This window comes from Streptomyces sp. NPDC045846 (genome assembly GCF_056431605.1).
This window is the reverse complement of record NZ_JBWKKJ010000004.1, coordinates 176,179-200,054: the sequence shown is the minus strand read 5'-3', so window position 1 is coordinate 200,054 and position 23,876 is coordinate 176,179. Positions and strand designations below refer to the sequence as shown.

General features: G+C 72.8%; 20 protein-coding genes. 14 read left to right on the top strand and 6 right to left on the bottom strand.

Features of this window, described 5'->3' with window-relative positions:
- Positions 1-36: 36 nt before the first annotated feature.
- Positions 37-2,232 (bottom strand): MMPL family transporter, encoded by a 2,196-nt coding sequence (locus AC07F3_RS13130; protein ID WP_479113436.1) that lies wholly within the window; start codon positions 2,230-2,232, stop codon positions 37-39.
- 291 nt (positions 2,233-2,523) lie between these two features.
- On the opposite strand from AC07F3_RS13130, the gene AC07F3_RS13125 reads away from it, so the two are divergent.
- The 6 genes from AC07F3_RS13125 to AC07F3_RS13100 all read left to right on the top strand — a co-directional run bounded on the left by AC07F3_RS13125 (position 2,524) and on the right by AC07F3_RS13100 (position 9,983).
- Complete coding sequence (locus tag AC07F3_RS13125; RefSeq protein WP_479113434.1) at positions 2,524-3,804, top strand: sensor histidine kinase; 1,281 nt, start codon at positions 2,524-2,526, stop codon at positions 3,802-3,804.
- The gene (locus AC07F3_RS13120) at positions 3,801-4,493 is read left to right on the top strand and encodes a response regulator (RefSeq protein WP_479113432.1); all 693 of its coding nucleotides are present in this window, start codon (positions 3,801-3,803) and stop codon (positions 4,491-4,493) included. Before AC07F3_RS13125 ends, AC07F3_RS13120 begins: the two co-directional genes overlap by 4 nt.
- Before the next feature lie 95 nt (positions 4,494-4,588).
- Complete coding sequence (locus AC07F3_RS13115) at positions 4,589-5,950, top strand: aminotransferase class III-fold pyridoxal phosphate-dependent enzyme (protein ID WP_479113430.1); 1,362 nt, start codon at positions 4,589-4,591, stop codon at positions 5,948-5,950.
- 94 nt (positions 5,951-6,044) lie between these two features.
- Complete coding sequence (locus AC07F3_RS13110) at positions 6,045-6,716, top strand: GntR family transcriptional regulator (protein ID WP_479113428.1); 672 nt, start codon at positions 6,045-6,047, stop codon at positions 6,714-6,716.
- Positions 6,713-9,136, top strand: coding sequence for a dolichyl-phosphate beta-glucosyltransferase (locus tag AC07F3_RS13105; RefSeq protein ID WP_479113426.1), 2,424 nt, complete (start codon positions 6,713-6,715; stop codon positions 9,134-9,136). The genes AC07F3_RS13110 and AC07F3_RS13105 overlap by 4 nt, the downstream gene beginning before the upstream one ends.
- 196 nt (positions 9,137-9,332) lie before the next feature.
- Positions 9,333-9,983, top strand: coding sequence for a hypothetical protein (locus tag AC07F3_RS13100; RefSeq protein ID WP_469487389.1), 651 nt, complete (start codon positions 9,333-9,335; stop codon positions 9,981-9,983).
- A 24-nt stretch (positions 9,984-10,007) separates the two neighbouring features.
- Here AC07F3_RS13100 and AC07F3_RS13095 read toward each other — a convergent pair whose 3' ends face one another.
- The gene (locus tag AC07F3_RS13095) at positions 10,008-10,748 is read right to left on the bottom strand and encodes an SLATT domain-containing protein (RefSeq protein WP_479113424.1); all 741 of its coding nucleotides are present in this window, start codon (positions 10,746-10,748) and stop codon (positions 10,008-10,010) included.
- A 382-nt stretch (positions 10,749-11,130) separates the two neighbouring features.
- On the opposite strand from AC07F3_RS13095, the gene AC07F3_RS13090 reads away from it, so the two are divergent.
- The 7 genes from AC07F3_RS13090 to AC07F3_RS13060 all read left to right on the top strand — a co-directional run bounded on the left by AC07F3_RS13090 (position 11,131) and on the right by AC07F3_RS13060 (position 17,638).
- Complete coding sequence (locus AC07F3_RS13090; RefSeq protein ID WP_114039697.1) at positions 11,131-11,466, top strand: YbaB/EbfC family nucleoid-associated protein; 336 nt, start codon at positions 11,131-11,133, stop codon at positions 11,464-11,466.
- Between the two features lie 115 nt (positions 11,467-11,581).
- The gene (gene recR / locus AC07F3_RS13085; RefSeq protein ID WP_114039698.1) at positions 11,582-12,181 is read left to right on the top strand and encodes a recombination mediator RecR; all 600 of its coding nucleotides are present in this window, start codon (positions 11,582-11,584) and stop codon (positions 12,179-12,181) included.
- Positions 12,182-12,228: 47 nt separating this feature from the next.
- Entirely contained in the window at positions 12,229-12,888 is a 660-nt protein-coding gene (locus tag AC07F3_RS13080) for a DUF5063 domain-containing protein (RefSeq protein ID WP_479113421.1), read from the top strand.
- 252 nt (positions 12,889-13,140) lie between these two features.
- Positions 13,141-14,421, top strand: coding sequence for an aspartate kinase (locus AC07F3_RS13075; RefSeq protein WP_479113419.1), 1,281 nt, complete (start codon positions 13,141-13,143; stop codon positions 14,419-14,421).
- The gene (locus AC07F3_RS13070; protein WP_479113417.1) at positions 14,418-15,476 is read left to right on the top strand and encodes an aspartate-semialdehyde dehydrogenase; all 1,059 of its coding nucleotides are present in this window, start codon (positions 14,418-14,420) and stop codon (positions 15,474-15,476) included. Before AC07F3_RS13075 ends, AC07F3_RS13070 begins: the two co-directional genes overlap by 4 nt.
- Positions 15,477-15,743: 267 nt before the next feature.
- Complete coding sequence (locus AC07F3_RS13065; protein ID WP_479113415.1) at positions 15,744-16,415, top strand: SigE family RNA polymerase sigma factor; 672 nt, start codon at positions 15,744-15,746, stop codon at positions 16,413-16,415.
- A gap of 116 nt (positions 16,416-16,531) precedes the next feature.
- On the top strand, positions 16,532-17,638 hold the full coding sequence (locus AC07F3_RS13060) for a hypothetical protein (RefSeq protein WP_479113413.1): 1,107 nt from the start codon (positions 16,532-16,534) through the stop codon (positions 17,636-17,638).
- A gap of 113 nt (positions 17,639-17,751) precedes the next feature.
- Here the strand turns inward: AC07F3_RS13060 and AC07F3_RS13055 are convergent, their stop codons facing one another.
- The 4 genes from AC07F3_RS13055 to tatA all read right to left on the bottom strand — a co-directional run bounded on the left by AC07F3_RS13055 (position 17,752) and on the right by tatA (position 22,067).
- Positions 17,752-18,534, bottom strand: coding sequence for an SURF1 family protein (locus tag AC07F3_RS13055; RefSeq protein ID WP_479113411.1), 783 nt, complete (start codon positions 18,532-18,534; stop codon positions 17,752-17,754).
- 379 nt (positions 18,535-18,913) lie between these two features.
- Entirely contained in the window at positions 18,914-20,680 is a 1,767-nt protein-coding gene (locus tag AC07F3_RS13050; RefSeq protein WP_479114037.1) for a S9 family peptidase, read from the bottom strand.
- Positions 20,681-20,779: 99 nt separating this feature from the next.
- Complete coding sequence (locus AC07F3_RS13045; protein ID WP_479113409.1) at positions 20,780-21,772, bottom strand: threo-3-hydroxy-L-aspartate ammonia-lyase; 993 nt, start codon at positions 21,770-21,772, stop codon at positions 20,780-20,782.
- A gap of 22 nt (positions 21,773-21,794) precedes the next feature.
- Complete coding sequence (gene tatA / locus AC07F3_RS13040) at positions 21,795-22,067, bottom strand: Sec-independent protein translocase subunit TatA (protein WP_479113407.1); 273 nt, start codon at positions 22,065-22,067, stop codon at positions 21,795-21,797.
- A 160-nt stretch (positions 22,068-22,227) separates the two neighbouring features.
- Between tatA and AC07F3_RS13035 the strand changes: the two genes are divergently transcribed.
- Positions 22,228-23,739, top strand: a complete 1,512-nt coding sequence (locus tag AC07F3_RS13035; protein WP_479113405.1) for an LCP family protein — start codon at positions 22,228-22,230, stop codon at positions 23,737-23,739.
- The last annotated feature ends 137 nt before the right edge of the window (positions 23,740-23,876 follow it).

The window sequence follows — 23,876 nt, the reverse complement described above, 5'->3', positions numbered from 1 at the left end:
CCTCCCGGCCCGCGGACGCGGGGTCGCCCCGTGGGTTCAGTACGCGGTGGCCCGGTCGGGCTCGGGGGCGGGGTGCGGGTGGCTGTCCGCGGCGGGGCGCGGGCGGACCGGCCACCACAGGGACCGGCCCAGGAGGGCGGCCAGAGCGGGGACGAGGACCAGCGACAGGACCAGCGCGGAGAGCATGATGCCGAGCGCCATCGCGAAGGCGACCTGCTCGCTGCCCGGGCTCGTGGCGAGACTGGCGAAGGACGCCGCGAGCACCAGACCGGCCGTCGCGATGGCCGGGGCGGTGTGCCGCACCGTGCGGGCCACGGCGGCGCGGGCCGGGCCCGGGCGCCGCATCTCCTCCCGGATCCGGTCGGAGATCAGGATGTTGTAGTCGGTGCCGAGCGCCACGACGAACAGGAACAGCACCAGCGGGAGCGTGAAGCTGACGCCCGGCCTGCCCAGGGTGTGCTGGAAGAGCAGGGTGGCGGCGCCGAGGGTGGCGACGAAGCCGAGGCCCACCGAGATCATGAGGACGACCGGCGCGAGCAGGCTGCGCAGGAGCAGCAGCAGGATCAGCGCGATCAGCGCGGCCGCGACCGGGAACACGATCCTGAGGTCGTGGTCGACGGCGGTCGCGATGTCGGCGATGATCGCCGGGGTGCCGCCCACGTGCGCCGTCGTTCCGGCGGGCGTGTGCCGGGCGACCGCGTCCCGGACCGGCCCGGACGCCAGGTCGCGGGCCTCTTCGCTGTGCGGGTCGGCCGTCGGGTAGAGGTCGATGCGGGCGGCGCGGTGGTCCTTGCTCAGGACGGTCGGCGCGACCTGGCCGATGCCCTGGACCCGGCCGAGCGCATGCGCGAGGCCGTCGAGCCGGGCGGTGGTCAGGGCGCCGCCGTCGTCGGCGGTGACGAACACGCTGGTCGGGTCCGACACACCGGCGGGCAGCGCGCGTGAGATCTCGGCCGCGGTGGCGGCGGCGGGGGTGGTGGCACCGGCATCGCCCCGGCCGTAGTCCATGCGGATGCCGATCAGCCCGGCGGCCAGTGCGGCGAGCAGGGCGGCGCAGGCGCAGAGCATGGCCACGGGCCGCCGGGTCACCAGCGCGCCCAGCCGGGCGGCACTGCCCCCGCGCGGCGCGCGGCGCAGGGCCCGGGAGGGCCAGAACATCTTGCGTCCGGCGGCCGCGAGCAGCGCGGGCATCAGGGTGAGACTGCCGAGCAGCATCACCAGGACCGCGACCGCGATGGCGGGGCCCAGCGAGCGGAACTGCCCGAAGGTCGCCACGCCCAGCGTCGCGAACGCGGCCACGATGGTCAGCGCCGCCGACGTGATCGCGGTGCCCACCCGGGCGCAGACCTCCGCGGCCGCCTCGCGCGCGGGCTGCTCGGGCCGGGCCCGCAGGTGCTCGCGGAAGCGGAACAGGAGGAACAGCAGGTAGTCGATGCCGATGCCGAGCAGCACCACGTTGATCAGGCTCGGGGTGCTCGCGTCGAGCTTGAGCCCGGTGAGCGCCGCCGCGCCCGCGACCGCCCCCGACGCCGCGCCGCCGATCACGGCCACCGCGAGCAGGGGCAGCACGGCCGCGAGCACACTGCGGAACACCAGCACGTTGAGCAGGACGATGAGCCCCGTGACGAGGGCGCCCCCGATCGTCGTGGCGGTCTCGTTGGCATCGGCGGCGTCCACGGTGTCGGCGAGCGCGCCCGTGAAGCCCGTCCGCATCCCCGCCTCGGAGAACTGCGTGCGGGCGGCGTCCCGGAAGGCCCGGTAGACGCCCTGGACGCCGGTGTCCGATGCGCTTCCGGTCAGCTCGACGGAGAGCAGCTCGAAGCTACGGTCGGGCGCGGTCATCGCCGGGGCGACCCGCGGCGTCTGGGAGCGGTCCGGGATCAGGAACTTCGGCTCGCCGCCCTTGACGGGCATGACGACCCGCCGCCCGCCCAGCTTCGCCGCCTCCGCCGCGACGCGCTCGTGGTCGGCGGCGCCCAGCGCCTTGCCGTCCGCCCGGGCGACCAGGACGGTCACGGTGGTGGCGTCGGGGTCCACCCCGAACCGCTCCTCCGCTATGTGCAGGGCCGCCGCCGAGTCGTAGCTGCGGGGCAGGAAGTTGCCGGTCTGGTTCTGGGTGACGCGGGCGAACAGGGTCGGGGCCAGGGCGATCAGGGCGAAGCCCAGCACGGCCCAGAGGGCGATCACCTTCCAGGGATGGCGGGTGGAGCATCTGGTCAGGGCGCGGATCACGGTGTCCTCCGGGGGACGGGCTGGAGTGTTGCGTGCGGGTGGGCCGGGGTTCGCGGCCGCTTCGCCCGGTGCTGCCGGGGGCTCCCCCGGACGTTCTCCAGACCATCAGCCGCGGGGGCGGGTCGGCGTCCTGGCAGCGGATGATCCGCACCGGGGCCCTGGGTCCCCGCCGGGCCCGTGACCAGGACCCTGGTCCTGGTCGCGATCCCGTCCCGCCGTCGGCGCGGTCGCCACCGGTGACGTGACAGGCTGGTGCGGGGGAGGCCGACGGACCGGACACAGAGGGCGGGCATGAGCGGAAGTCGGGACGACGCGGGGTCCGGTGGTGCGACGGTGGCCGTCGGGTCCGGTGCGGGAGCGCCCGGGAGGCCGGGCGGCGTGCGGGAGTCGTGGCGCGGCACAGTGCTGTCGCGCCTGGACGGCACCGATCCGCCCTGGACCCGCAACGACGCCCTCGTGGCCGGTGGGGCCTGCGCGATCAATCTGCTCAGCTACGTGTTCGTGAACGACCCGGGCGGTCAGCGCGCGGTGAGCGCGCCCGGGTTCCTCCTGGTCGCGCTGGCCGCCGTGCCGCTGCTCGCCCGGCGCACCCGCCCGGTGGCCGCGCTCGCCGCGGCCCTCGCCCTGGACGCGGCGGCCTCCCTGACGCTGCCGCTGTCCGCCCACTTCGGCGCCGTCCTGATGGTCGCCCTGTACTCGGTCGCCGGGCTCGGTCGGGTCCGGGTGACGGTGCCGGCGACCCTCGCGACGGCCGCGGTGACGCTGGCCAGCCAGAACGGCGGCCGGGTCCCGCCCTGGCAGCACACCGTGTCCGCGGTCCTCTCGCCGCTGATCGTGGTGGGCGCGGCCCTGGTGGTCGGACGCTGGCAGCGCGAGGTGGCGGCCAACCGCAGGCTCCTGGCCGACCGCGCGGTGGCCGACGAACGCCGCCGCATCGCACGGGAGTTGCACGACATCGTGGCGCACCACATCACCACCATGCAGCTGATGTCCGGCGGAGCCCGGGCCAACCTCGCCCGGCCGGAGGTGGCCCGGGACGCGCTGGTCACCCTGGAGGCCTCCGGACGGCTCGCGCTGAGCGAGATGCGCCAGCTCCTCGACGTGCTGCGGGCCGGGGACGAGCCCGAGGCCGCCTCCGCGCAGCCCCAGCCCGGCGCCGACGACCTCGAACGCCTGGTGGACGAGTCCCAACTGGCCGGACTGCCAACGGAGTTGACCGTGCTCGGGACGCCGCGCCCGCTGCCGCCCACCGTCGGGCTCACGGTGTTCCGGATCGCCCAGGAGGCCCTCACCAACGCCCGCAAGCACGCGGGGCCCGCCCGGGCCACCGTGCGGCTGACCTACCGTCAGGACGGTGTTCTCATAGCCGTGTTGGACGACGGCAGGGCGGCGCCGCAGGAGTCGGCGGGCTCCGGCGGGTACGGCCTCATCGGCATGCGCGAGCGGGTCGCCCTGCACGGGGGCACCCTGACCGCCGGGCCGCGGGCCGACGGCGGGTTCGCGGTGGTGGCCGACCTGCCGCTGAACACGGCCGAGGCGGACGCCGCGGCCGAGGAAGGGGTACGCCGATGACCGGGGCCCCGATCAGGGTGCTGATCGCGGACGACCAGCCGCTGGTGCGGCGCGGCCTGTCGCTGATCCTCTCCCCCGACCCGTCCTTCGAGGTGGTGGGCGAGGCCGAGAACGGGGCGCGGGCCGTCGCGCTGGCCCGCGACCTGCGGCCCGACGTGGTGGTGATGGACATCCGGATGCCCGTCCTCGACGGGGTCGCCGCGACCGGGGAGCTCACCGCCGCCGTGCCCGGCTGCCGGGTGCTCGCGCTGAGCACCTTCGACCTGGACGAGTACGTGGTGGGCGCCCTGCGCGCCGGGGCCTGCGGGTTCCTGCCGAAGGACAGCTCGCCGGAGGACCTGAGCGCGGCGATCCGCACCGTGCACGCGGGCGAGGCCGTCGTCGCGCCGCGCCTGCTGACCCGGCTGATCTCCACGTACGTCACGCCGCCGCGGGAGGCGCGCCCCGCCCCCACGGGCCTCGGCGAGCTCACGCCCCGCGAGGTCGAGGTGTGGCGGCTGATGGCGACCGGCCTCGACAACGGCGAGATCGCCCGGGGTCTGGACATCAGTGTGTCCACGGTCAAGAACTACATCACCAGCATCTTCGACAAGCTCGCCGTCCGCGACCGCGCCCAAGCGGTCATCGCGGCCTACGAGTCGGGTCTGGTGAGCGCGCGGGCGGCGCCCGGCGGCGGGTCGGCCGGATAGCGGGGCGCCGCACCCGACACCTTGCCGAGCCGGGCCGGTCTCGGTGGACAGGATGGCCATGGCCGTTCCCACCTGGGCGTCCTTACCCTGGGGGCATGACCCCTCAAGGCACTCCCGATCCCCAGGCCGGCGCGGCAGTGAAGGCCGCCGACCGTGCGCACGTGTTCCACTCCTGGTCCGCCCAGGGATTGATCGACCCGCTCGCCGTGGCCGGCGCGGAGGGGTCCTACTTCTGGGACTACGACGGCAACCGCTACCTCGACTTCACCAGCGGGCTCGTCTTCACCAACATCGGGTACCAGCACCCGAAGGTCGTCGCCGCGATCCAGGAGCAGGCCGCGACGATGACGACCTTCGCGCCCGCGTTCGCCGTGGAGGCCCGCTCGGAGGCGGCCCGGCTGATCGCCGAGCGCACCCCCGGCGACCTCGACAAGATCTTCTTCACCAACGGGGGCGCGGAGGCGGTCGAGAACGCGATCCGCATGGCCCGGCTGCACACCGGGCGCCCCAAGGTGGTGAGCGCGTACCGCTCGTACCACGGCGGCACGCACACGGCGATCAACGTCACCGGCGACCCGCGCCGCTGGGCGTCGGACAGCGGCGCGGCCGGTGTCACCCGGTTCTGGGCGCCGTTCCTGTACCGCTCGCCCTTCCACGCCACCACCGAGGCGGAGGAGTGCGAGCGGGCCCTGAAGCACCTTGAGGAGACCATCGCCTTCGAGGGCCCCGCGACCATCGCCGCGATCATCCTGGAGTCGGTGCCGGGCACCGCGGGCATCATGACGCCGCCGCCCGGCTACCTGCCCGGGGTGCGCGAGCTGTGCGACAGGTACGGGATCGTTCTCGTCCTGGACGAGGTCATGGCCGGGTTCGGCCGGACCGGCAAGTGGTTCGCCTGCGAGCACTTCGACGTCGTGCCGGACCTGCTGACCTTCGCCAAGGGCGTCAACTCCGGCTATGTGCCGCTCGGCGGCGTCGCCATCAGCCAGAAGATCGCCGAGACCTTCGAGCACCGGCCCTTCCCCGGCGGGCTCACCTACTCCGGGCACCCGCTGGCCTGCGCCGCGGCCGTCGCCACCATCAACGTGATGGAGGAGGAGGGCATCGTCGAGCAGGCCGCGCGCATCGGCGCGAGCGTGCTGGAGCCGGGCCTGCGCGAGATCGCCGAGCGGCACCCCTCGGTCGGCGAGGTGCGCGGCATGGGCGTGTTCTGGGCCCTGGAGCTCGTGCGCAGCAAGGAGACGCGCGAGCCGCTCGTGCCGTACAACGCGACCGGCGCGGACGCGGCGCCGATGGCGGCGTTCGGCGCGGCCTGCAAGAAGAACGGGCTCTGGCCCTTCATCAACATGAACCGCACCCACGTCGTGCCGCCCTGCAACATCACCGAGGCCGAGGCCAAGGAAGGCCTCGCGGCGCTCGACGAGGCGCTCACCGCGGCCGACGGACACACCGTGTGACACGCCCCTGATCCGGGGGTAAATACCCGCTCTCCTTTGTCCGGTTTCCGGGCACCCCATAGGGTGGCCCGAAGCCGGAGGAGGGGAGCGAGTCATGCCCGCTAGCGGAGCGGTCACCCGCAGCACCCTTCGACAACAGATCGCGGACGCACTGCGTGACGAGGTGCTCGCGGGGCGTATGCAGCCCGGCGAGGAGTTCACGGTCAAGCAGATAGCCGAGCAGTACGGCGTCTCCGCCACCCCCGTCCGCGAGGCGCTCGTCGACCTCTGCGCCCAGGGCCTGCTCGACTCCGACCAGCACCGGGGCTTCAGAGTGCGGGTGTTCTCCGTCGAGGACTACAAGGGCATCGTCGAGGCGCGGGCCCTGGTGGTCGACGGGATATTCCGGCGGGCCGCGGTCCCCGGCTCGCTCGAAGCGTACGGACCGGCCCTGGTGTCGGTGCGACGGCGCGGCGAGGAGGCCGCGCGGGCCGCCCGCGGCGGCGACCTGAACATCCTGGTCGGCTACGACCTGCGGTTCTGGCGGGAGTTGTGCGCGCTCGCCGGGAACTCCTACATCTCCGAGTTCCTGCACCGCCTGCGCATGCAGAGCTGGGTCTTCGCGGTGCCCTACCTGCGCGGCCACGGCGAGCTCAGCGACTGGCTCTGGACCGGGCACGACGAGGTGGTCTCCGCGCTCGCCCTGGGCGACTTCGAGGCGGCGCGGGCCCTGATCGCCGCGTACAACGACGAATCCCTGATGTGGGCGGAGCGGCTGCCTCGGTGATCACAGACCCGGCCGGACAGGTCGAACTGAGCGTGGTGGTCCCCGCGTACAACGAGGAGCAGCGCCTCGCGCCCACCCTGGAGGCGATCCGCGGCCACCTCGGCGACAGCTGCTCCTGGGAGCTGATCGTCGTCGACGACGGATCGGCCGACGAGACGGTGCGGGTGGCCCGCGAGGCCGCCGCCGTCGACCCCCGCATCAACGTGGTGGTCAGCGAGTCCAACCGCGGCAAGGGGCACGCCCTGCGGCTCGGGGTGCTCGCCTCCTACGGCCGCCGCGTCCTGATCACGGACGCCGATCTGGCCACCCCCATCGAGGAGTTGGACCACCTCGCCAAGGCGATGACCGAGGGCGAGACGGCCGCCGCGATCGGCTCGCGCGCCCACCCCGAGGCGAACATCGAGGTCCACCAGAGCCGGCTGCGCGAGGTGCTCGGCCGGATGGGCAACCGGCTGATCCGGGCCGTCGCCGTGCCCGGCATCCGCGACACCCAGTGCGGCTTCAAGCTGTTCGACGGCGACAAGGCGCGCGCCGCGTTCGCCGACGCCCGCCTGGACGGCTGGGGCATCGACGTGGAGATCCTCCAGTTCTTCCGCCGCAGGGGCTGGGCGGTCGCCGAGGTGCCGGTGCGCTGGTCGCACCAGGAGGGCTCGAAGGTGGGGGCGGCGGACTACGGCAAGGTGCTGTGGGAGCTGGCCCGCCTCAAGGCGCGGGCGATACGCCGCGCCGACCTCGTGCTCGGCGCCCTCTACCTGCTGTCCTCGGTGCTGCTCTACAAGAACCTGTGGGGCGACCTCGGGCGGAGCTACCTCAGCGACTCGATGCAGGACCAGAACCAGTGGGAGTGGTTCTTCGCGGTCACCGCCGACAACGTGGCCCATCTGCGCGACCCGCTGTTCACGACCGTCCAGAACTTCCCCGACGGCGTGAACCTCATGGGCAACACTCCGATGCTGGGCCTGTCCGTGCCGCTCGCGCCGGTCACCCTCGCCTTCGGGCCGACCGTCACCTGGGCGCTCGTCCTCACCCTGGGGATGTCCGCGACCGCGTACGCCTGGTACTGGCTCTTCGCGCGCCGGGTCACCGAGAACCGGTGGGCGGCCGGGCTCGGCGGGGCGCTCGCGGCCTTCGCGCCGCCGGTGGTCTCGCACGGCACCGCCCACCCGAACTTCTGCGTCCTGTTCATGATCCCGCTGATCATCGACCGCGCGCTGCGCCTGTGCGAGGGCCGGAACGTGCGCCGCGACGGCGTGGTCCTGGGCCTGTTCACGACGTACCAGATCTTCCTCGGCGAGGAGGTGCTGCTGCTCGCCTCGGTGGGCATGGCCCTGTTCGCCCTCTCCTACGCCCTGGCCCGGCGCGACACGGCCCGCGCGGCGATCCGCCCGCTGGCCACCGGACTCGGGTACGCGCTCGGGGTCTGCCTGGTCCTCGTCGCGTATCCGCTCTACCGGCAGTTCGCCGGGGCGCAGAGCTACCACAGCGTCCTGCACGGCGACGACGCGGGCAACTCGCCGCTGGCGCTGATCGAGTTCTCCGGCCGCTCGCTGTTCGGCGACGAGGCGACCGCCGACAAGCTGGCCCTCAACCGCACCGAGCAGAACGCGTTCTACGGCTGGCCGCTGGTGGCGCTGGCCTGCGCGCTCGTCATCCGGCTGTGGCGGCGGCCCCTGGTCAAGGCGCTGGCGTTCACGGGCGCGGCGGCGGCGCTCCTCTCGCTCGGGCAGAAGATCCGCGTCCCGTACACCGACGTGGTCCTCCCCGGCCCCTGGAAGGTGCTGGCCCACCAGCCGCTCTTCGAGTCGGTGATCGAGGGCCGGGTCGCGATCATCTGCGCGCCGGTGCTCGGCGCGCTGATCGCGCTGGCCGCCGGACGGCTCGCGCTCAGCCGGACGCGGGCGACCCGGGCGTTCGGCTTCGCCGCCATCGCGCTGGCCCTGCTCCCGATCGTGCCGACGTCGTACCCGACCCACGCCCGCCCGGAGATACCCGAGTTCATCTCCGCGGGCCTGTGGAAGAAGTACGTGAAGCCGGGGGAGTCGCTCGTCCCGGTGCCGCTGCCCGACCCCGGCTCGGCCGAGGCGCTGCACTGGCAGTCGGCGACCGGCCTCGGATTCCCCGTCCCGGGCGGCTACTTCAACGGCCCCTGGGGCCCGGACCGCATCGGCATCTACGGCGCCTCCCCGCGCTGGACGTCGAACCTGTTCAACGACATCCGCTCCGGCAAGCCCCTGCCGGACATCGGCACGGACTGGCAGAACCGGGCCCGGGCGGACTTCGCGTACTGGCGGGCGGGCGTCCTGGTCCTGGAACCCCAGCCGCAGGCGCCCCAGTTGTACGAGGCGGTGACCCGGCTCGTGGGCCGCGAGGGCGCGAAGGTCGGCGGGGTGTGGATCTGGGACGTCTCGCGCCTGCGCTGAGGTCCCGCGGCCTTCCGGCCGGCGGGCCGTCGCCGGGTCCGAGTAACGGACGGTCTCGTGGGTAAACCCTCCCGACCGGGGCGCGGGGGGATCCGGTCACCCCGCACCGGGAGTTGACGGGCACTCTTCGCGCGGCGTGCCCAGCGCACTACGCTGTCCCGACCATCGCATGAAACGAGTTGAGAGCGAGCCCGTCTTGGCCTGTGACCTGTGGCTGGTCCCCCTCGTCGATGTGCTGTGCCACAGCCCCGACAATCCGTTCGCGGAGGAGATCGCCTCGTACGACAAGGCGCTCGGCGACGCCGGGCTCCCGCCCGTACCGGTCTTCGCGTACATGCCGGGCCTCTCCGGTGACGTGGCCCCCGTGGCGGGGTTCGACTACGACGCGCTGCACTTCCTGCGCCGCGCCTACCTGCTCCAGCTGTGCGGCCTCGCGGTGACGCCCGTCGACGAACTCGGCGGCGACTACGAGCAGCTCCTGGAGATGTTCGAGCCGACCGCCCAGCAGTCGCACCTGGTGTGGCACTACGACCACGCCGGGGCCTATGTGCCGGTCGACTTCACGGTCCCGCTCTCCAACGAGGAGCTGCTCGCGGGCGGCGGCCCGCTCGGCTCGGCGCAGGGGCTGCTGCGGGAGCTGGAGTTCGTGGCGCCCGCGATCGGGATAGATCCGGCCAACCCGCCGACTGCCCCCGCCCCGCCGGACCGGCCCACCTCGCTCGAGGAGCCCGCGGGACCCATCCCGTACGACGAGAGCCCCTTCGCGCGCGAGCGGCACGTGTGGCTCGGGCTGCACGCGGCGGCGACCCGCAGCCTCGCCCAGGGCTCGATGATCATCTTCAGCTGAGGGCGCCCGCCCCCGGCCCCGTCCCTACCGCGGTCCCTCCGGCGGACGCTGGCGCGGCATGTTCGGCCGGGTGGCCGGGGGCAGCGGGAGGCGGCCGGGTCCGGGGGCCCCGTCGGTGCGCGGGGCCGCCGCGCTCAGCGTCTGCATGACGAGCGGCGCGGGCCCCGAGCGGAACTCCACCATCCAGTCCGCCGTCTCCGAGCGCACCAGCTCCGTCACGTCCTCGGTGAACCGGCGCAGCACCGACAGACAGCGCTCGGCCGCCTCGCTCGCGGTGCCCTCGGTCGGCCCGAGCACCTCCCGCACGCTCTCCGAGGCCCAGTCGAACTGGAGGGCCTGGAGCCTGCGCTGCACGGCCTGCGCGGTGGCCACGTCCCGCATCCAGCCCGAGGTGAGCCCGAAGTAGCGGTCGCAGGCCATGCAGGCCGCGCCGAGCAGCAGGCACAGATAGCCCCAGCCCGCCGCCCCCTTCAGGGCGCCCGTCAGATCGAGCAGCGGCAGGACGGCGCCCGCGATCGCGCCGGAGGCCGTGCCGCAGCGCAGGGCGCGGGCGCCGCGGCGCTTCCAGAGCCGGTCGGCGAGGTACCAGTCCGCGATGCGCAGGGCGTCGTTCTCGACCCAGCGGTAGAGCTCGTAGAGGCGCTCGGCCGGCTCGCCCCAGTCGCCGAGCGGGAACGGCCTCCCGGTCAGATCGCCCGTCTGTGCGCCCTCGTCCCGCCGGGCCGGGCCCGGGGGCCCCTCGGGCTGCATGTCCGGCTGGCTCACCCGGCCGCTCCCTCCGCGCTTGCTGTGACCCTCTGTGACGTCGAGTGACGTAAGGGCACCTGGCTGTGTGCCTGACGTACTGGACGTCTACAGGACGTAGTAAATGACGTCACGCCCGGCGACACCGGAGGTGCGCGTGCGCGTATTGACGCGTAGTGATGCGCCCGACCGCCATTCCTACCGCCGAATGGAGGGCCCAGGGGGCGATATCCAGGTATTTCCCCCCGGAAGTGGCCCTTGATCAGGTATAGGAACACGCACGGCGTCACTCGAAAGAGTTGCGGAGCAGGGCGCCTGTCGACCACGTAGGCTCGGAGTGCCGAAAGGGACGGCGCGGTCCGGCCGTCCTTGTGAACCGTTCTACCGAAACCCGGAGTGAAACGTGATCCCTGGTGGTGGCCAGCCCAACATGCAGCAGCTTCTCCAGCAGGCCCAGAAGATGCAGCAGGATCTCGCCCTCGCCCAGGAGGAGCTGGCGGCGACCGAGGTCGAAGGCCAGGCCGGCGGCGGTCTCGTCAAGGCGACCGTGACCGGCTCGGGCGAGCTGCGTGCCCTCGCCATCGACCCGAAGGCGGTCGACCCGGAGGACACCGAGACTCTCGCGGACCTGATCGTCGCGGCCGTGCAGGCCGCCAACGAGAACGCCCAGCAGCTCCAGCAGCAGAAGCTGGGCCCGCTGGCGCAGGGCCTCGGCGGCATGCCGGGCCTGCCGTTCTAGGTCCCCGACACCGGGCGTACGCCCGGCCTTCGGGGCCCGGCCGTGCGCCTGCCCTACTGGGGCGGACGCACACCAACTACCGTAGGCACCAGAGCAACCCACGAGAGGCGTTCCGTTGTACGAAGGCGTGGTTCAGGACCTCATCGACGAGCTGGGCAGGCTGCCCGGCGTCGGTCCCAAGAGCGCGCAGCGGATCGCCTTCCACATCCTCCAGGCCGAGCCGACCGACGTGCGCCGCCTCGCGCACGCCCTCCTCGAGGTGAAGGACAAGGTCCGGTTCTGCGCGGTGTGCGGCAACGTGGCGCAGGAGGAGCGGTGTGCCATCTGCCGCGACCCGCGCCGCGACCAGAGCGTCATCTGCGTCGTGGAGGAGCCCAAGGACGTGGTGGCCATCGAGCGGACCCGCGAGTTCCGCGGCCGCTACCACGTGCTCGGCGGGGCCATCAGCCCGATCGAGGGCGTCGGCCCGGACGATCTGCGCATCCGCGAGCTGCTCGCCCGCCTCGCGGACGGGACGGTCACCGAGCTGATCCTGGCCACCGACCCGAACCTGGAGGGCGAGGCCACGGCGACGTACCTCGCCCGCATGATCAAGCCCATGGGCCTCAAGGTCACCCGGCTCGCCAGCGGCCTGCCGGTGGGCGGCGACCTCGAGTACGCCGACGAGGTCACCCTGGGCCGGGCCTTCGAAGGAAGGCGGCTGCTCGATGTATGACGCCCAGCAGGAGTACGCCCGGCAGGGGTACGAGGAAGGTCGACTCGATGTCTGACGCAACGCTGCACGCGACCACCCAGGACCCGGACTCCTTCGCGGTCCAGATCGCCGACCAGGTCGAGTCCTTCATCGTCGCGGTCACGGAAGTGGCCAAGGGCGACGAGCCCGACAGCGCGGTGCCGTTCCTCCTCCTGGAGGTCTCCCAGCTCCTGCTGGCCGGCGGCCGCCTCGGGGCGCACGAGGACATCGTCCCCGACGAGCGCTACGAGCCGGACCTCGGCCCGGAGGCGGACGTCGACGAGCTGCGCGAGCGGTTCGCCCGGCTGCTCGAACCCATCGACGTGTACTCCGAGGTCTTCGACCCGTACGAGCCGCGCAAGGCGCCGGTGCCGTGCCGGATCTCCGACGACCTCGCCGACGTGGTCACCGACCTGCGCCACGGCCTGGCCCACTACCGCGCGGGCCGCACCACCGAGGCCCTGTGGTGGTGGCAGTTCTCGTACTTCTCCAACTGGGGCTCGACGGCCTCCGCGGCGCTGCGCGCGCTCCAGTCGCTCGTCGCCCACGTCCGCCTCAACCAGCCGCTCGAAGCGCTGGACGGCCTCGACACCGACGAGGACCTGACGGAGGACGCCCTGGCGGAGGAGGCGGGCCGCGTCATGGTCGAGGAGCTCTCCGGTCCGCTGGGGCTGCGCCACCTCAAGTAGGCCTGGTTCCGGGCGAGTTGGCGCGGGCCCCGGCCCGCGCCCGCCGCGGGCCCGGTCGCGGCCCCCGCTGTGACCCCGCCCACAAGTCGCGTACAACGGACCGGCCCGGGCAGATGGACCCTCGCGAGCGGTCCGGAGAACGCCCGGTGATCATGGTGTGAGCGGGACATCTCACGAAGTGATACGGCGCGGGCGATTCCGGCCCGCTCGTTAGACTGAGCCGACCAGGAATGAACTGAGCGAGGAGCGCACGTGGGCCTTGTCGTGCAGAAGTACGGAGGCTCCTCCGTTGCCGATGCCGAGGGCATCAAGCGCGTCGCCAAGCGGATCGTGGAAGCCAAGAAGAACGGCCACCAGGTGGTCGTCGTGGTTTCCGCGATGGGCGACACGACGGATGAGTTGATCGAGCTCGCGGAGCAGGTGTCGCCGATGCCTGCCGGGCGGGAATTCGACATGCTGCTGACCGCCGGAGAGCGGATCTCCATGGCCCTGCTGGCCATGGCGATCAAAAGCCTGGGCCACCAGGCCCAGTCCTTCACGGGCAGCCAGGCCGGTGTCATCACCGACTCGGTCCACAACAAGGCGCGGATCATCGACGTCACCCCGGGCCGCATCCGGACCTCGATCGACGAGGGCAACATCGCCATCGTCGCCGGGTTCCAGGGTGTCAGCCAGGAGGGCAAGAACATCACCACGCTCGGGCGCGGTGGTTCGGACACGACGGCCGTCGCGCTGGCCGCGGCCCTCGACGCCGAGGTCTGCGAGATCTACACCGACGTCGACGGCGTCTTCACCGCGGACCCCCGCGTAGTGAAGAAGGCGAAGAAGATCGATTGGATCTCCTTCGAGGACATGCTGGAGCTGGCCGCGTCCGGCTCCAAGGTGCTCCTGCACCGGTGCGTCGAGTACGCCCGCCGGTACAACATCCCGATCCACGTGCGCTCGTCCTTCAGCGGACTTCAGGGCACCTGGGTCAGCAACGAACCACGTTCCCAGTCGGAGGGTCAGCAGGTGGAGCACGCCATCATCTCCGGAGTCGCCCACGACGTCTCCGAGGCGAAGGTCACGGTCGTCGGGGTGCCCGACAAGCCGGGCGAGGCCGCGGCGATCTTCCGCACCATCGCGGACGCCGAGATCAACATCGACATGGTGGTGCAGAACGTCTCCGCCGCGTCGACGGGGCTCACCGACATCTCGTTCACGCTGCCCAAGGCCGAGGGCCGCAAGGCGATCGATGCCCTGGAGCGGTCCAAGCCGACCATCGGCTTCGAGTCGCTGCGCTACGACGACCAGATCGCCAAGATCTCCCTGGTCGGCGCCGGCATGAAGACCAACCCGGGCGTCACGGCGGGCTTCTTCGAGGCCCTGTCCGACGCGGGCGTCAACATCGAGCTCATCTCGACCTCCGAGATCCGCATCTCGGTCGTCACGCGTGCCGACGACGTGAACAACGCCGTCCGCGCGGTGCACTCCGCCTTCGGCCTCGACTCCGACAGCGACGAGGCCGTCGTCTACGGGGGCACCGGGCGATGACCCGCAGACCGGCGCTCACGGTCGTCGGAGCGACCGGGGGCGCCGGTGCGGTGATGCTCCAGATCCTGTCCGAGCACGCCGACGTGTGGGGCGAGGTCCGCCTCGTCGCCTCGGCGCGCTCGGCCGGCCGCAAGCTGCTCGTACGGGGCGAGGAGTGCGAGGTCCTCGCGCTGAGCGAGGAGGCCCTGGACGGCTCCGACGTGGTCGTCTTCCTCGTGCCCGCCGACATCGCCGCCCGCTGGGCGCCGGTCGCCGCCGCCAAGGGCGCGGTGGTGGTGGACAGTTCGGCCGCCTTCCGGATGGACCCGGACGTGCCGCTCGTGGTGCCCGAGCTCAACCCCCATGCCGTACGGATGCGTCCGCGCGGCATCGTCGCGAGCCCGCACGCCAGCACCCTCGCCATGATCGTGGCGGTCGGCGCGCTGCACGCCGAGTTCGGCCTGAGCGAGCTGGTCGTCTCCACGTACCAGGCGGTCAGCGGGGAGGGGCGGCCCGGGGTCGAGGCGCTGCGCCGGCAGATCTCGCTGGTGGCCGGGACGGGGCTCGGCACGAGCCCGGGCGACGTGCGCCGGGCCGTGGGCGACGACCTCGGCCCGTTCCCGGCGCCGGTCGCCCTGAACGTGGTGCCCTGGACCGGCGAGCTCGCCGAGGACGGCTGGTCCTCGCAGGAGCTGGGGCTGCGCGACGAGTTGCGCAAGCTGCTCGACCTGCCGCGGCTCCCGGTGGCCGCGACCTGTGTGCGGGTGCCGGTCGTCACCACGCACTCGGCGTCCGTGCACGCCCGCTTCGAGAACGAGGTGGACGTGGCGCGGGCCCACGAGATCCTGGCGACCGCGCCCGGCGTGGTGCTCTTCGACGACCCCGCCGCCGACGAGTACCCCACGCCCGCGGACGTGGTCGGGACCGACCCCACGTGGGTCGGCCGGGTGCGCAGCTCGCCGGACGATCCGCACGTACTGGAACTTTTCGTCTGCGGCGACAACCTGCGCAAGGGGACGGCCCTGAACGCCGCGCACATCGCCGAGTTGGCGGCTCGCGAATTCACCGCGCGGTGAGCTCCACCGATTTGTAGGATCTGTGAACGCTCTGTGAGCAAGTCGCTGGTCTGTACCACTTGAACTGCGCCAAGCCCTTGTTACACGATTCATTTCCGTGTCCCTGCAACCGCAGTCCGGCATGGAGCGTCTATGCGGTCGCCCCTCAAGGTGCCGTAAAAATCGGGGCATTGGGGAAGAGCGGGTACGGATGAGGGCATGTGGCGCACCGCCAAGAACAGTGTCGTACGCGTACAACCCTGACGGGGAGGAACGTGTCCAACAGGCGTGGCAGAGGTACTCGACTTCAGAGCGGTACCGGCGCGCGGTGGCACGGTCGTCCGCCCGCGTCGGCGCCTCGGCGTGCCCGGTGGCATGCCGGTGATCGCGCCCATGCCCGCCACCCGTCCGGCCCGTGTTCCCGCGCAGACGACCACGCGCGAGAGCGCTGACGAGGCCATGGCGGCCGGCACCACCGTCGATCACCTCACCGAGACCTACCGCGCGCACTACCGCTCGCTGCTCGGGCTCGCGGCCCTGCTCCTGGACGACACCGCCTCCTGCGAGGACGTCGTGCAGGAGGCCTTCATCCGGGTCCACTCGGCGCGCAGCCGGGTGCGCGAGCCGGAGAAGACCCTCGCCTACCTCCGCCAGACCGTCGTCAACCTGTCGCGGTCCGCGCTGCGCCGCCGCATCCTCGGGCTCAAGCTGCTCTCCAAGCCGATGCCCGACATGGCGAGCGCCGAGGAGGGCGCGTACGACCAGCTGGAGCGCGACGCCCTGATCAAGGCGATGCGCGGACTCCAGCGCCGCCAGCGCGAGGTGCTCGTGCTGCGGTACTTCGCGGACATGACCGAGGCCCAGGTCGCCGAGACGCTCGGCATATCCCTGGGCTCGGTGAAGGCGTACGGATCGCGCGGCATAGCCGCCCTGCGCGTCGCCATGGAGGCGACGGCATGAACGGGCCCGACGGCGACAGGTGGCAAGGGGAGCACGGGGCACACGGGGCACACGGAAAGAAAGGGCCGGACCAGCGGCCCAGGAATGACCTGAACGACCTGACTGGATACGGATTCGTGGACAAGACGCCGGAAAAGAACAGCACCGGCACCCCTCCCTTCGGCCTTCCTCCGGCCGAGGCGGGCCCCGACGCGGCCGACGAACAGGCGCTGCGCAGGCTGCTGCACGGCGCGGTGGACGGCCTGACGCCCTCGGAGGGGGCGCTCGACCACCTGCGGGCCGCGGTGCCCGCGCGGCAGGCCCGCAAGCGGCAGGCCGTCGTCGGCTCCGTCGCCGCCGCGCTGCTCGTGGCCACCGCGGTGCCCGCGTTCATCCATGTCGCCAACACCTCGGGCAGCGCGGGCGACCGGCCGGCCGTCGCCGGGCACGGCGAGCGGACGCACGGCACCTCCGGCGGCGCCAGGGGCGCGGCGGACGGCGTACAGGAGGGCGACCAGCCTCCCGGCGCCGGGAGCCGGCCCGGCAGCCCCGGTGCCACGGGTCCCAGCGCGCTGCCCAGCAGGGGCCCCACGGGCGCCACCGCGGGCGGGGCGACCGGCACGGGCGGCGGGCCCGTGCAGGCGAACTCGCCGGTGTGCGAGGCGGGCGAGCTCAGCGTGAAGTCGGCGAAGGTCGGCCGGCCCGACGCGACCGGCAAGGTGTACGGCGCCTTCCGCATCGTCAACGCGTCCAACAAGCAGTGCGCCATAGGAGGCGTCGGCAAGTTCAACGTCAAGGCGCAGGGCGCGGCCGACCCGGCGAAGATCACGGTGGTCGAGCACGCGGCGGGCGACCCGGCCCCCGGGCTCCCCGACCCTTCGCAGGACGCCACCCGCCTGGTCCTGAAGCCGTCCGGGGCGTACGAGGTGCGGTTCGCCTGGGTGCCGTCGGACACTTGCCCCAAGCCCCCGCCCTCGCCCGACCCGAGCCCGTCGGGCGGCAGCTCCGGCAGCACCAGCGGGGTCGTCGCCCCGACCACGGCGTCGGGCGGCGCGACCACCCAGCTCGGCGCGGACGGCGGCACCCCGACGGCCACGGCGGGCGGCACGGTCGCGGTCACCCACGTCGCCGAGCCGGGCGCGCCGTCCGCGGAGGCGAAGATCCCCAACGCCTGCGCCGGAACGATCTACAAGACGGGCGTCCTGGACGCGGGCACGGGCACGCCCGCGGCGGTCACGCCGTAGGCGGCATCACGACGGCTCCTCGTTCGCGGAGGGGGAGGAGCACGAAGGGGGCCGCTGTCGGCGGCCCCCTTCGCACGTCGTGTTCGCTGCTGCTGTTCGCTGCCTGCCGCTCGCTACTTGAGGGCGGGCGCCGCGGGTGCCTCGTCCGCGTCCGGGACGAGTCCGAGCTCGGCGTCCTCCAGGGCCTCCGCCTCGCGCCGCACCAGGCGGAACCACATGAAGACCACGAACCCGGCGAAGACGAACCACTCTCCGGTGTAGCCGAGGTTCTGGAACGCCTTCAGGTCGAGCCCGCTGTTCTGCGGGGCGCTGGCGGGCACCGCGGTCATCCCGGCGTCCGCGCGGGGCAGGGTCACCCAGGCGTCGTACACCTGGTACGGCACCAGGTTGACCAGGGAGGCCGCGCTGATCATGCCGACCTGGCCCCGGGGCAGCCCGCCCTGTGCGTGCACCCCGTCGGAGCCCGCGTTCTCCGAGGCCTGGAGCACCCCGGTGACGTCCACCTCACCGGCCGGCGGGGCCGGGGCCTTGGCGCCCTGCGGGATCCAGCCCCGCACGACGGGCAGCGCCTTGCCGCCGTCGGTGCGCAGCAGGGTCAGCACATAGCTGCCCGACCTGCCGTCGACCTCGCGGCCGGGGACCAGGAACTGCTCGGCGTACCGCCCGTGGGCCGCGGCGGGGCGGCCGGAGGTGCGCTGGTCCACGGGGAGCAGCGAGGCGAGCGGCTCCGCCTTCTGCGTGGCGGGGTCGGGGGCCTTCTCGGCCGCGTCGTGGGACTGCACGCGGTCCTCGAAGCGGCCCAGCTGCCAGGAGCCCATGAAGATGCATACGGGGATGGCCAGCAGGACGAAGACGTGGATTCCCCACCAGCGGGGTGTGAGCAGGAACCGGTACACACCCCCACGGTACGGCCCCCTCCGCCCCCGGGGTCCCCCCGCCCCCCTGCGGGCTCCGCCCCCAACCCCCCTTGGGGGCTCCGCCCCAGGACCCCGTCTCCCGCTTGGCCGCGGACCGTGCCCGCTTGTTCGCGCAGTTCCCCGCGCCCCCAACCCTCGTCCGTCTGCGGGCCGTGGTCGCTTCTCGCGCAGTTCCCCGCGCCCCTAGCAGGGTCGTGCTGGCCTGCATGGGCATCAGCCCGTCCGGCGTTTGAGGACGAGCGCCGTTCAGGCGCGAACGGGGGTCTGGGGGCGGAGCCCCCAGGAGCACCTTCACCCCCGGAGGGTTTAGGGAAGGGGCGGGGTGGGGGCCTCCGGGGTCTGGGGCGGAGCCCCAGGGTCAGGGGGTCAAGTGGCGGGCGGCGAAGTCGAGTTCGAGGCGGACCTGCTTGATGCGTTCCTCCACCACCAGCGACCCGTGCCCCGCGTCATAGCGGTACACCTCGTGCCGGGCCCCCCGCGCCGCGAGCCGGTCGACGTAGTTCTCGACCTGCCGGATCGGACAGCGCGGATCGTTGACCCCGGCCGAGATGTACACCGGCGCCCGCACCGCGTCGACGTACGTCAGCGGGGACGACGCGCGGAAGCGGTCCGGCACCTCCTCCGGCGTGCCCCCCAGCAGCGTCCGGTCCATCGCCTTCAGCGCCTCCATCTCGTCGTGGTACGCCGTGACGTAGTCCGCGACCGGCACCGCCGCGAGCCCGAGCGCCCACGCGTCCGGCTGGGTGCCGAGGCCGAGCAGGGTGAGGTAGCCGCCCCAGGAGCCGCCCGCCAGGACGAGCCGCTCGGGGTCGGCGAGGCCCGAGGCGACCGCCCATTCGCGGACCGCCGCGATGTCCTCCAGCTCGATGAGCCCGACCCGGTGCTTGAGCGCGTCGGTCCACGCCCGCCCGTACCCCGTGGAGCCGCGGTAGTTGACCCGGATCACGGCGTACCCGTGGTCGACCCAGGCCGCCGGGCCGGAGGCGAAGGCGTCGCTGTCGTGCCAGGTCGGGCCGCCGTGGATCTCGAACAGGGTGGGGAAGGGGCCGTCCCCCGCGGGGCGCTGCACCAGGGCGTGGATGCGCCCGCCCGGGCCCTCCACCCAGGCGTCCTCGACGGGCACGGAGGGCGGCGCCTTGAAGCCGGGCGGGTCGAGCACGATCCGGCCCGTCGTGGAGCGCACCTCGGAGGGGCGCTGGGCCGACGACCACAGATACTCCACCGTGCCGTCCGGCCGGGCCGTCGCGCCCGACACCGAACCGGCCGGGGTGTCGATCTCGATCAGCGAGCGCGTGGCGAGGTCGAAGCGGAACAGGCCGCTGCGGGCCTCGAAGCTGTGCACGACGAGCAGCGCCGAGCCGTCCGGGTACCACTCGGCCGAGACGTCGCCGGGCAGGTCGAGCGCGAGGTCGCTCTCCTCGCCGGTGGCCACGTCCCAGATCATCGGCTCCCAGCGGCCGCGCCGCTGGTGGGCCACGAGCAGCCGGGTGTCGCCCGCCAGCGGCGCGAAGCCGAGCACTTCGAGCCCGAGCTCCTCGGTGCCGCCCTTGGTGTCGTCGAGCTCGGCGACCGGCGTACCGTCCGGGCGCACCACGCGCACCGCCGAGTGCATCGCGTCGCCGTGCTCGGTGTGCTCGACGGCGATCAGCGTCCCGTCGTGCGAGAGGTCGCCCACGCCCGCCGACTCGTGGTGCCGGTAGATCTCGACGGGGGCGGAGCCGGGGCGTACGACGTGGATCGTGGTGCCCTCGTCGTCGGTGGAGCGGCCGACCACCGCCGTGCCGTCCCGGCCGAGCGCGAGGCCCGCCGGGTAGGACGGGGCGAGGCCGGGCACGGCCGGCTCGTCGGGGCCGCCCCCGAACGGCTGGCGCTGCCACACGCCGAACTCGTCGCCGTCGGTGTCGCAGAACCACCAGATCCACTCGCCGTCGGGCGTCAGCACCCCGTCCGTGGTGCCGTTGGGGCGGTCGGTGGCCCGCCGCTGCGACCCGGTGGCCCGGTCCCAGGCGTACAGCTCGTACGTCCCTGTCGCGTTGGACACGAACAGCGAGCGGTCCGGGGCGTCCTCCGCCCAGTCGGGCAGCCCCACCCTGGGCGCCCTGAACCGCTTCTCCCACTCCGGCATCTCGTTCATGCCCCCCATCATGCGCCGTGCCGCTGTGCCGGGGTGGGCGGGGTTTCGGCCCGGCGGCCGCCGGGGGCCCTGCGCCCGGTCCCCGCGCGCCTAGCGGGATTCCCTCCGGGCGGGGCGCCCCGCCTGTCCCACCAGCTCCGCGAACCGCGCCACGTCCACGTTCCCGCCGCTGATGATCACGCCGACCCGCCCGCCCCGGTACCGCTCGGCCAGAGCCGTCGCCGCGGCCAGGCCCAGGCAGCCGGTCGGCTCGACGACGATCTTCATGCGGCTCGCGAACAGCCGCATGCAGTCGGTGAGTTGGGCGTCGGTGGCCGTGAGGATGTCGGTCACGTGGTCGCGGATCAGGGGGAAGGTGTGGGCGCCCAGGTGCTGCGTCTGGGCGCCGTCGGCGATGGTCGCCGGGGTGTCGATGTGCACGATCCGGCCCGCGCGCAGCGACCGCCGCCCGTCGTCACCGGCCGCGGGCTCGACCCCGTACACCGCGCAGGACGGCGAGAGCGCGCCCGCCGCGAGCAGGGTGCCCGACAGGAGCCCGCCGCCGCCGAGCGGGACGAACAGCGCGTCCAGGGGGCCGGTCTCCTCGAAGAGCTCCTTGGCGGCGGTGCCCTGGCCCGCGATCACGTCGGGATGGTCGTACGGCGGGATCAGGGTGAGGCCGCGCTCCTCGGCCAGCGCGGTGCCGATCTCCTCGCGGTCCTCGCGGTAGCGGTCGTAGGGGACGACCTCCGCGCCGTACCCCCGGGTCGCGGCGAGCTTGGCCGCCGGGGCGTCGTGCGGCATGACGATGGTGGCCGGGATGCCGAGCAGCGCGGCGGCCAGCGCGACGGCCTGGGCGTGGTTGCCGGACGAGTAGGCGACCACGCCCGCGCGGCGCTGCTCCGCGTCGAAGCGGGACAGCGCGTTGAAGGCACCGCGGAACTTGAAGGCCCCCATCCGCTGGAGGTTCTCGCACTTGAAGTGGAGGCTCAGGCCGAGCTCGGCGTCGGTGAGCCGCGAGGTCAGGACCGGGGTGCGGTGGGCGTGCGGGGCGATCCGCTCATGGGCGCGGACCACGTCGGCGTACGTCGGCAGCTGTTCCATGCCTGCCGAGCGTACGGCCGGGTCACTGGGCCGGGCGCGCGGGCGCGTCCGTGGTGGTGTGGACCGTCTGGACCGGGGCCGGAGCCGGGGTGACCTGCGGGGCCGGGGCGGCGGCGGCGGCGGGGGTTGGCTCGGTGCCGTCCTCGCGCATCGCCTTGGTCTCGCTCTTGAGGATGCGCAGGGACTTGCCCAGCGCGCGTGCCGTGTCGGGCAGCTTCTTCGAGCCGAACAGCAGGATCAGTACTACGGCCACGATCAGCAGGTGCCAGGGCTCGAGCCCGTTGCGCAGGAACATCCCGCCGTCCTCCCTCGTTCGCGTCCTACAGTCGTTTTCTCTGAACGACTGGGGCTGATGACTCTCCATGAGACTTGCTACATTGCGCAACTGTACAACCAGAGTGTGCGACTCACCGTCTCCTCTACAGAAGAGGCGTGAATGAGGGATGAGGGGTCCGATGGCCGGCAGCCACAAAGCGGGAGCGGCAAGCAGGCGTGAGAGCGGCAGCGCCGCCGCGCCACGGCGCCGCAACAGACGCAGCCGAGCCCGTCTCGTGGGCGTCACGGTGGCCTCGGTCCTGGTCCTGGCGCTGGCGGGCGGTGGCTGGATCTACTTCCAGCTGAACGGCAACATCAGGACCTTCGACGACGGCGGCGTCTCCGCCAACCGGCCCGCCGCCTCGACCAAGGGCTCGAACGTCCTGGTCATCGGCTCGGACACCCGCTCCGGGGACAACGCCCAGTACGGCCACGGCACGGGCGACATCGGCCGCTCGGACACCGCGTTCCTGATGCACGTGTACGCCGACCAGAAGCACGCCGTCGCGGTGTCCATACCGCGCGACTCCCTGGTCGACATACCTCCCTGCAAGCTGCCGAACGGGAGCTGGACCAAGGAGAAGCACGATGTGATGTTCAACTCGGCCTTCGAAGTAGGAGAAACGGTTCAGGGGAATCCCGCCTGCACCCAGAACACCGTCGAGAAGCTGACCGGGCTGCGCGTGGACCACACCGTGGTGGTGGACTTCGCGGGCTTCGCGAAGATGACCGAGGCCGTCGGCGGCGTCCAGGTCTGCGTCCCCAACGACGTCTACACCGGCGACCTCAACCCCAACCTGCACCACAAGGGCACCCTGCTCTTCTCCAAGGGCCCGCAGACGGTCTCCGGCCAGAAGGCCCTCGACTACGTGCGCATCCGGCACGGCATCGGCGACGGCTCGGACATAGGCCGCATCCAGCGCCAGCAGGCCTTCGTCGGCAGCCTGCTCAAGAAGGTGAAGAGCAACGGCCTCGACCCGACCAGCCTGCTGCCGCTCGCCAACGCCGCCACCAAGTCGATGACCGTCGACCCGGGCCTCGGCTCCCCGAACAAGCTGATCTCGTTCGCGATGTCCATGAAGGACATCGACCTGCACAACACCAAGTTCGTGACCCTGCCCTGGCGGTACGAGGGCGCGCGCGTCGCGGTCGTCAAGCCCGAGGCCGACGCCCTGTTCGCGGCGCTCCGCGCGGACCGCACGGTCGACGGCCAGAACGCCTCCGCGAAGGGGTCCGACGCCTCGCCGAGCCCGTCCCCGTCCGCCGAGGCCCCCGCCTCCGGCAAGGGGATCAGCGTCGCCGTCTACAACGGCACCACCGAGAAGGGCCTGGCGGGCAAGGCCGCCGACGAGCTCAAGAGCGCGGGCTTCACGGTGACCGGCGCCACGACCGCCGCGACCCAGGACTACACGCACACCGTCATCGAGTACGGGGCCGGAGACGAGGCCAAGGCCAAGACGCTGGCCACGCACTTCCCCGGAGCGCTGCTGCGCACGGCGAAGGCGCCGGGCCTGAACCTGATCCTCGGCACCCAGTACAAGGCGGGCGGCGCGGACGCGGCGCCCAGCGCCCCCGCAGCGGTGCCGTCCTCCGTCGCGGACAAGGCCCGCTCGGCCGACGACAACATCTGCTCCAACCTCTCCTACGGGTGAGGACGGCCCGGGTCCCCGGGTAAGGGCGGCGCACAGAGCGGGCAAAGGGCAGGGACGGGAAGGTTATGGATAAGGCAAAGGCGTTCGCCTCGCGGCCGCCTGAACCTCCCGGTCCGTTCACATGCGACTCATAGCTT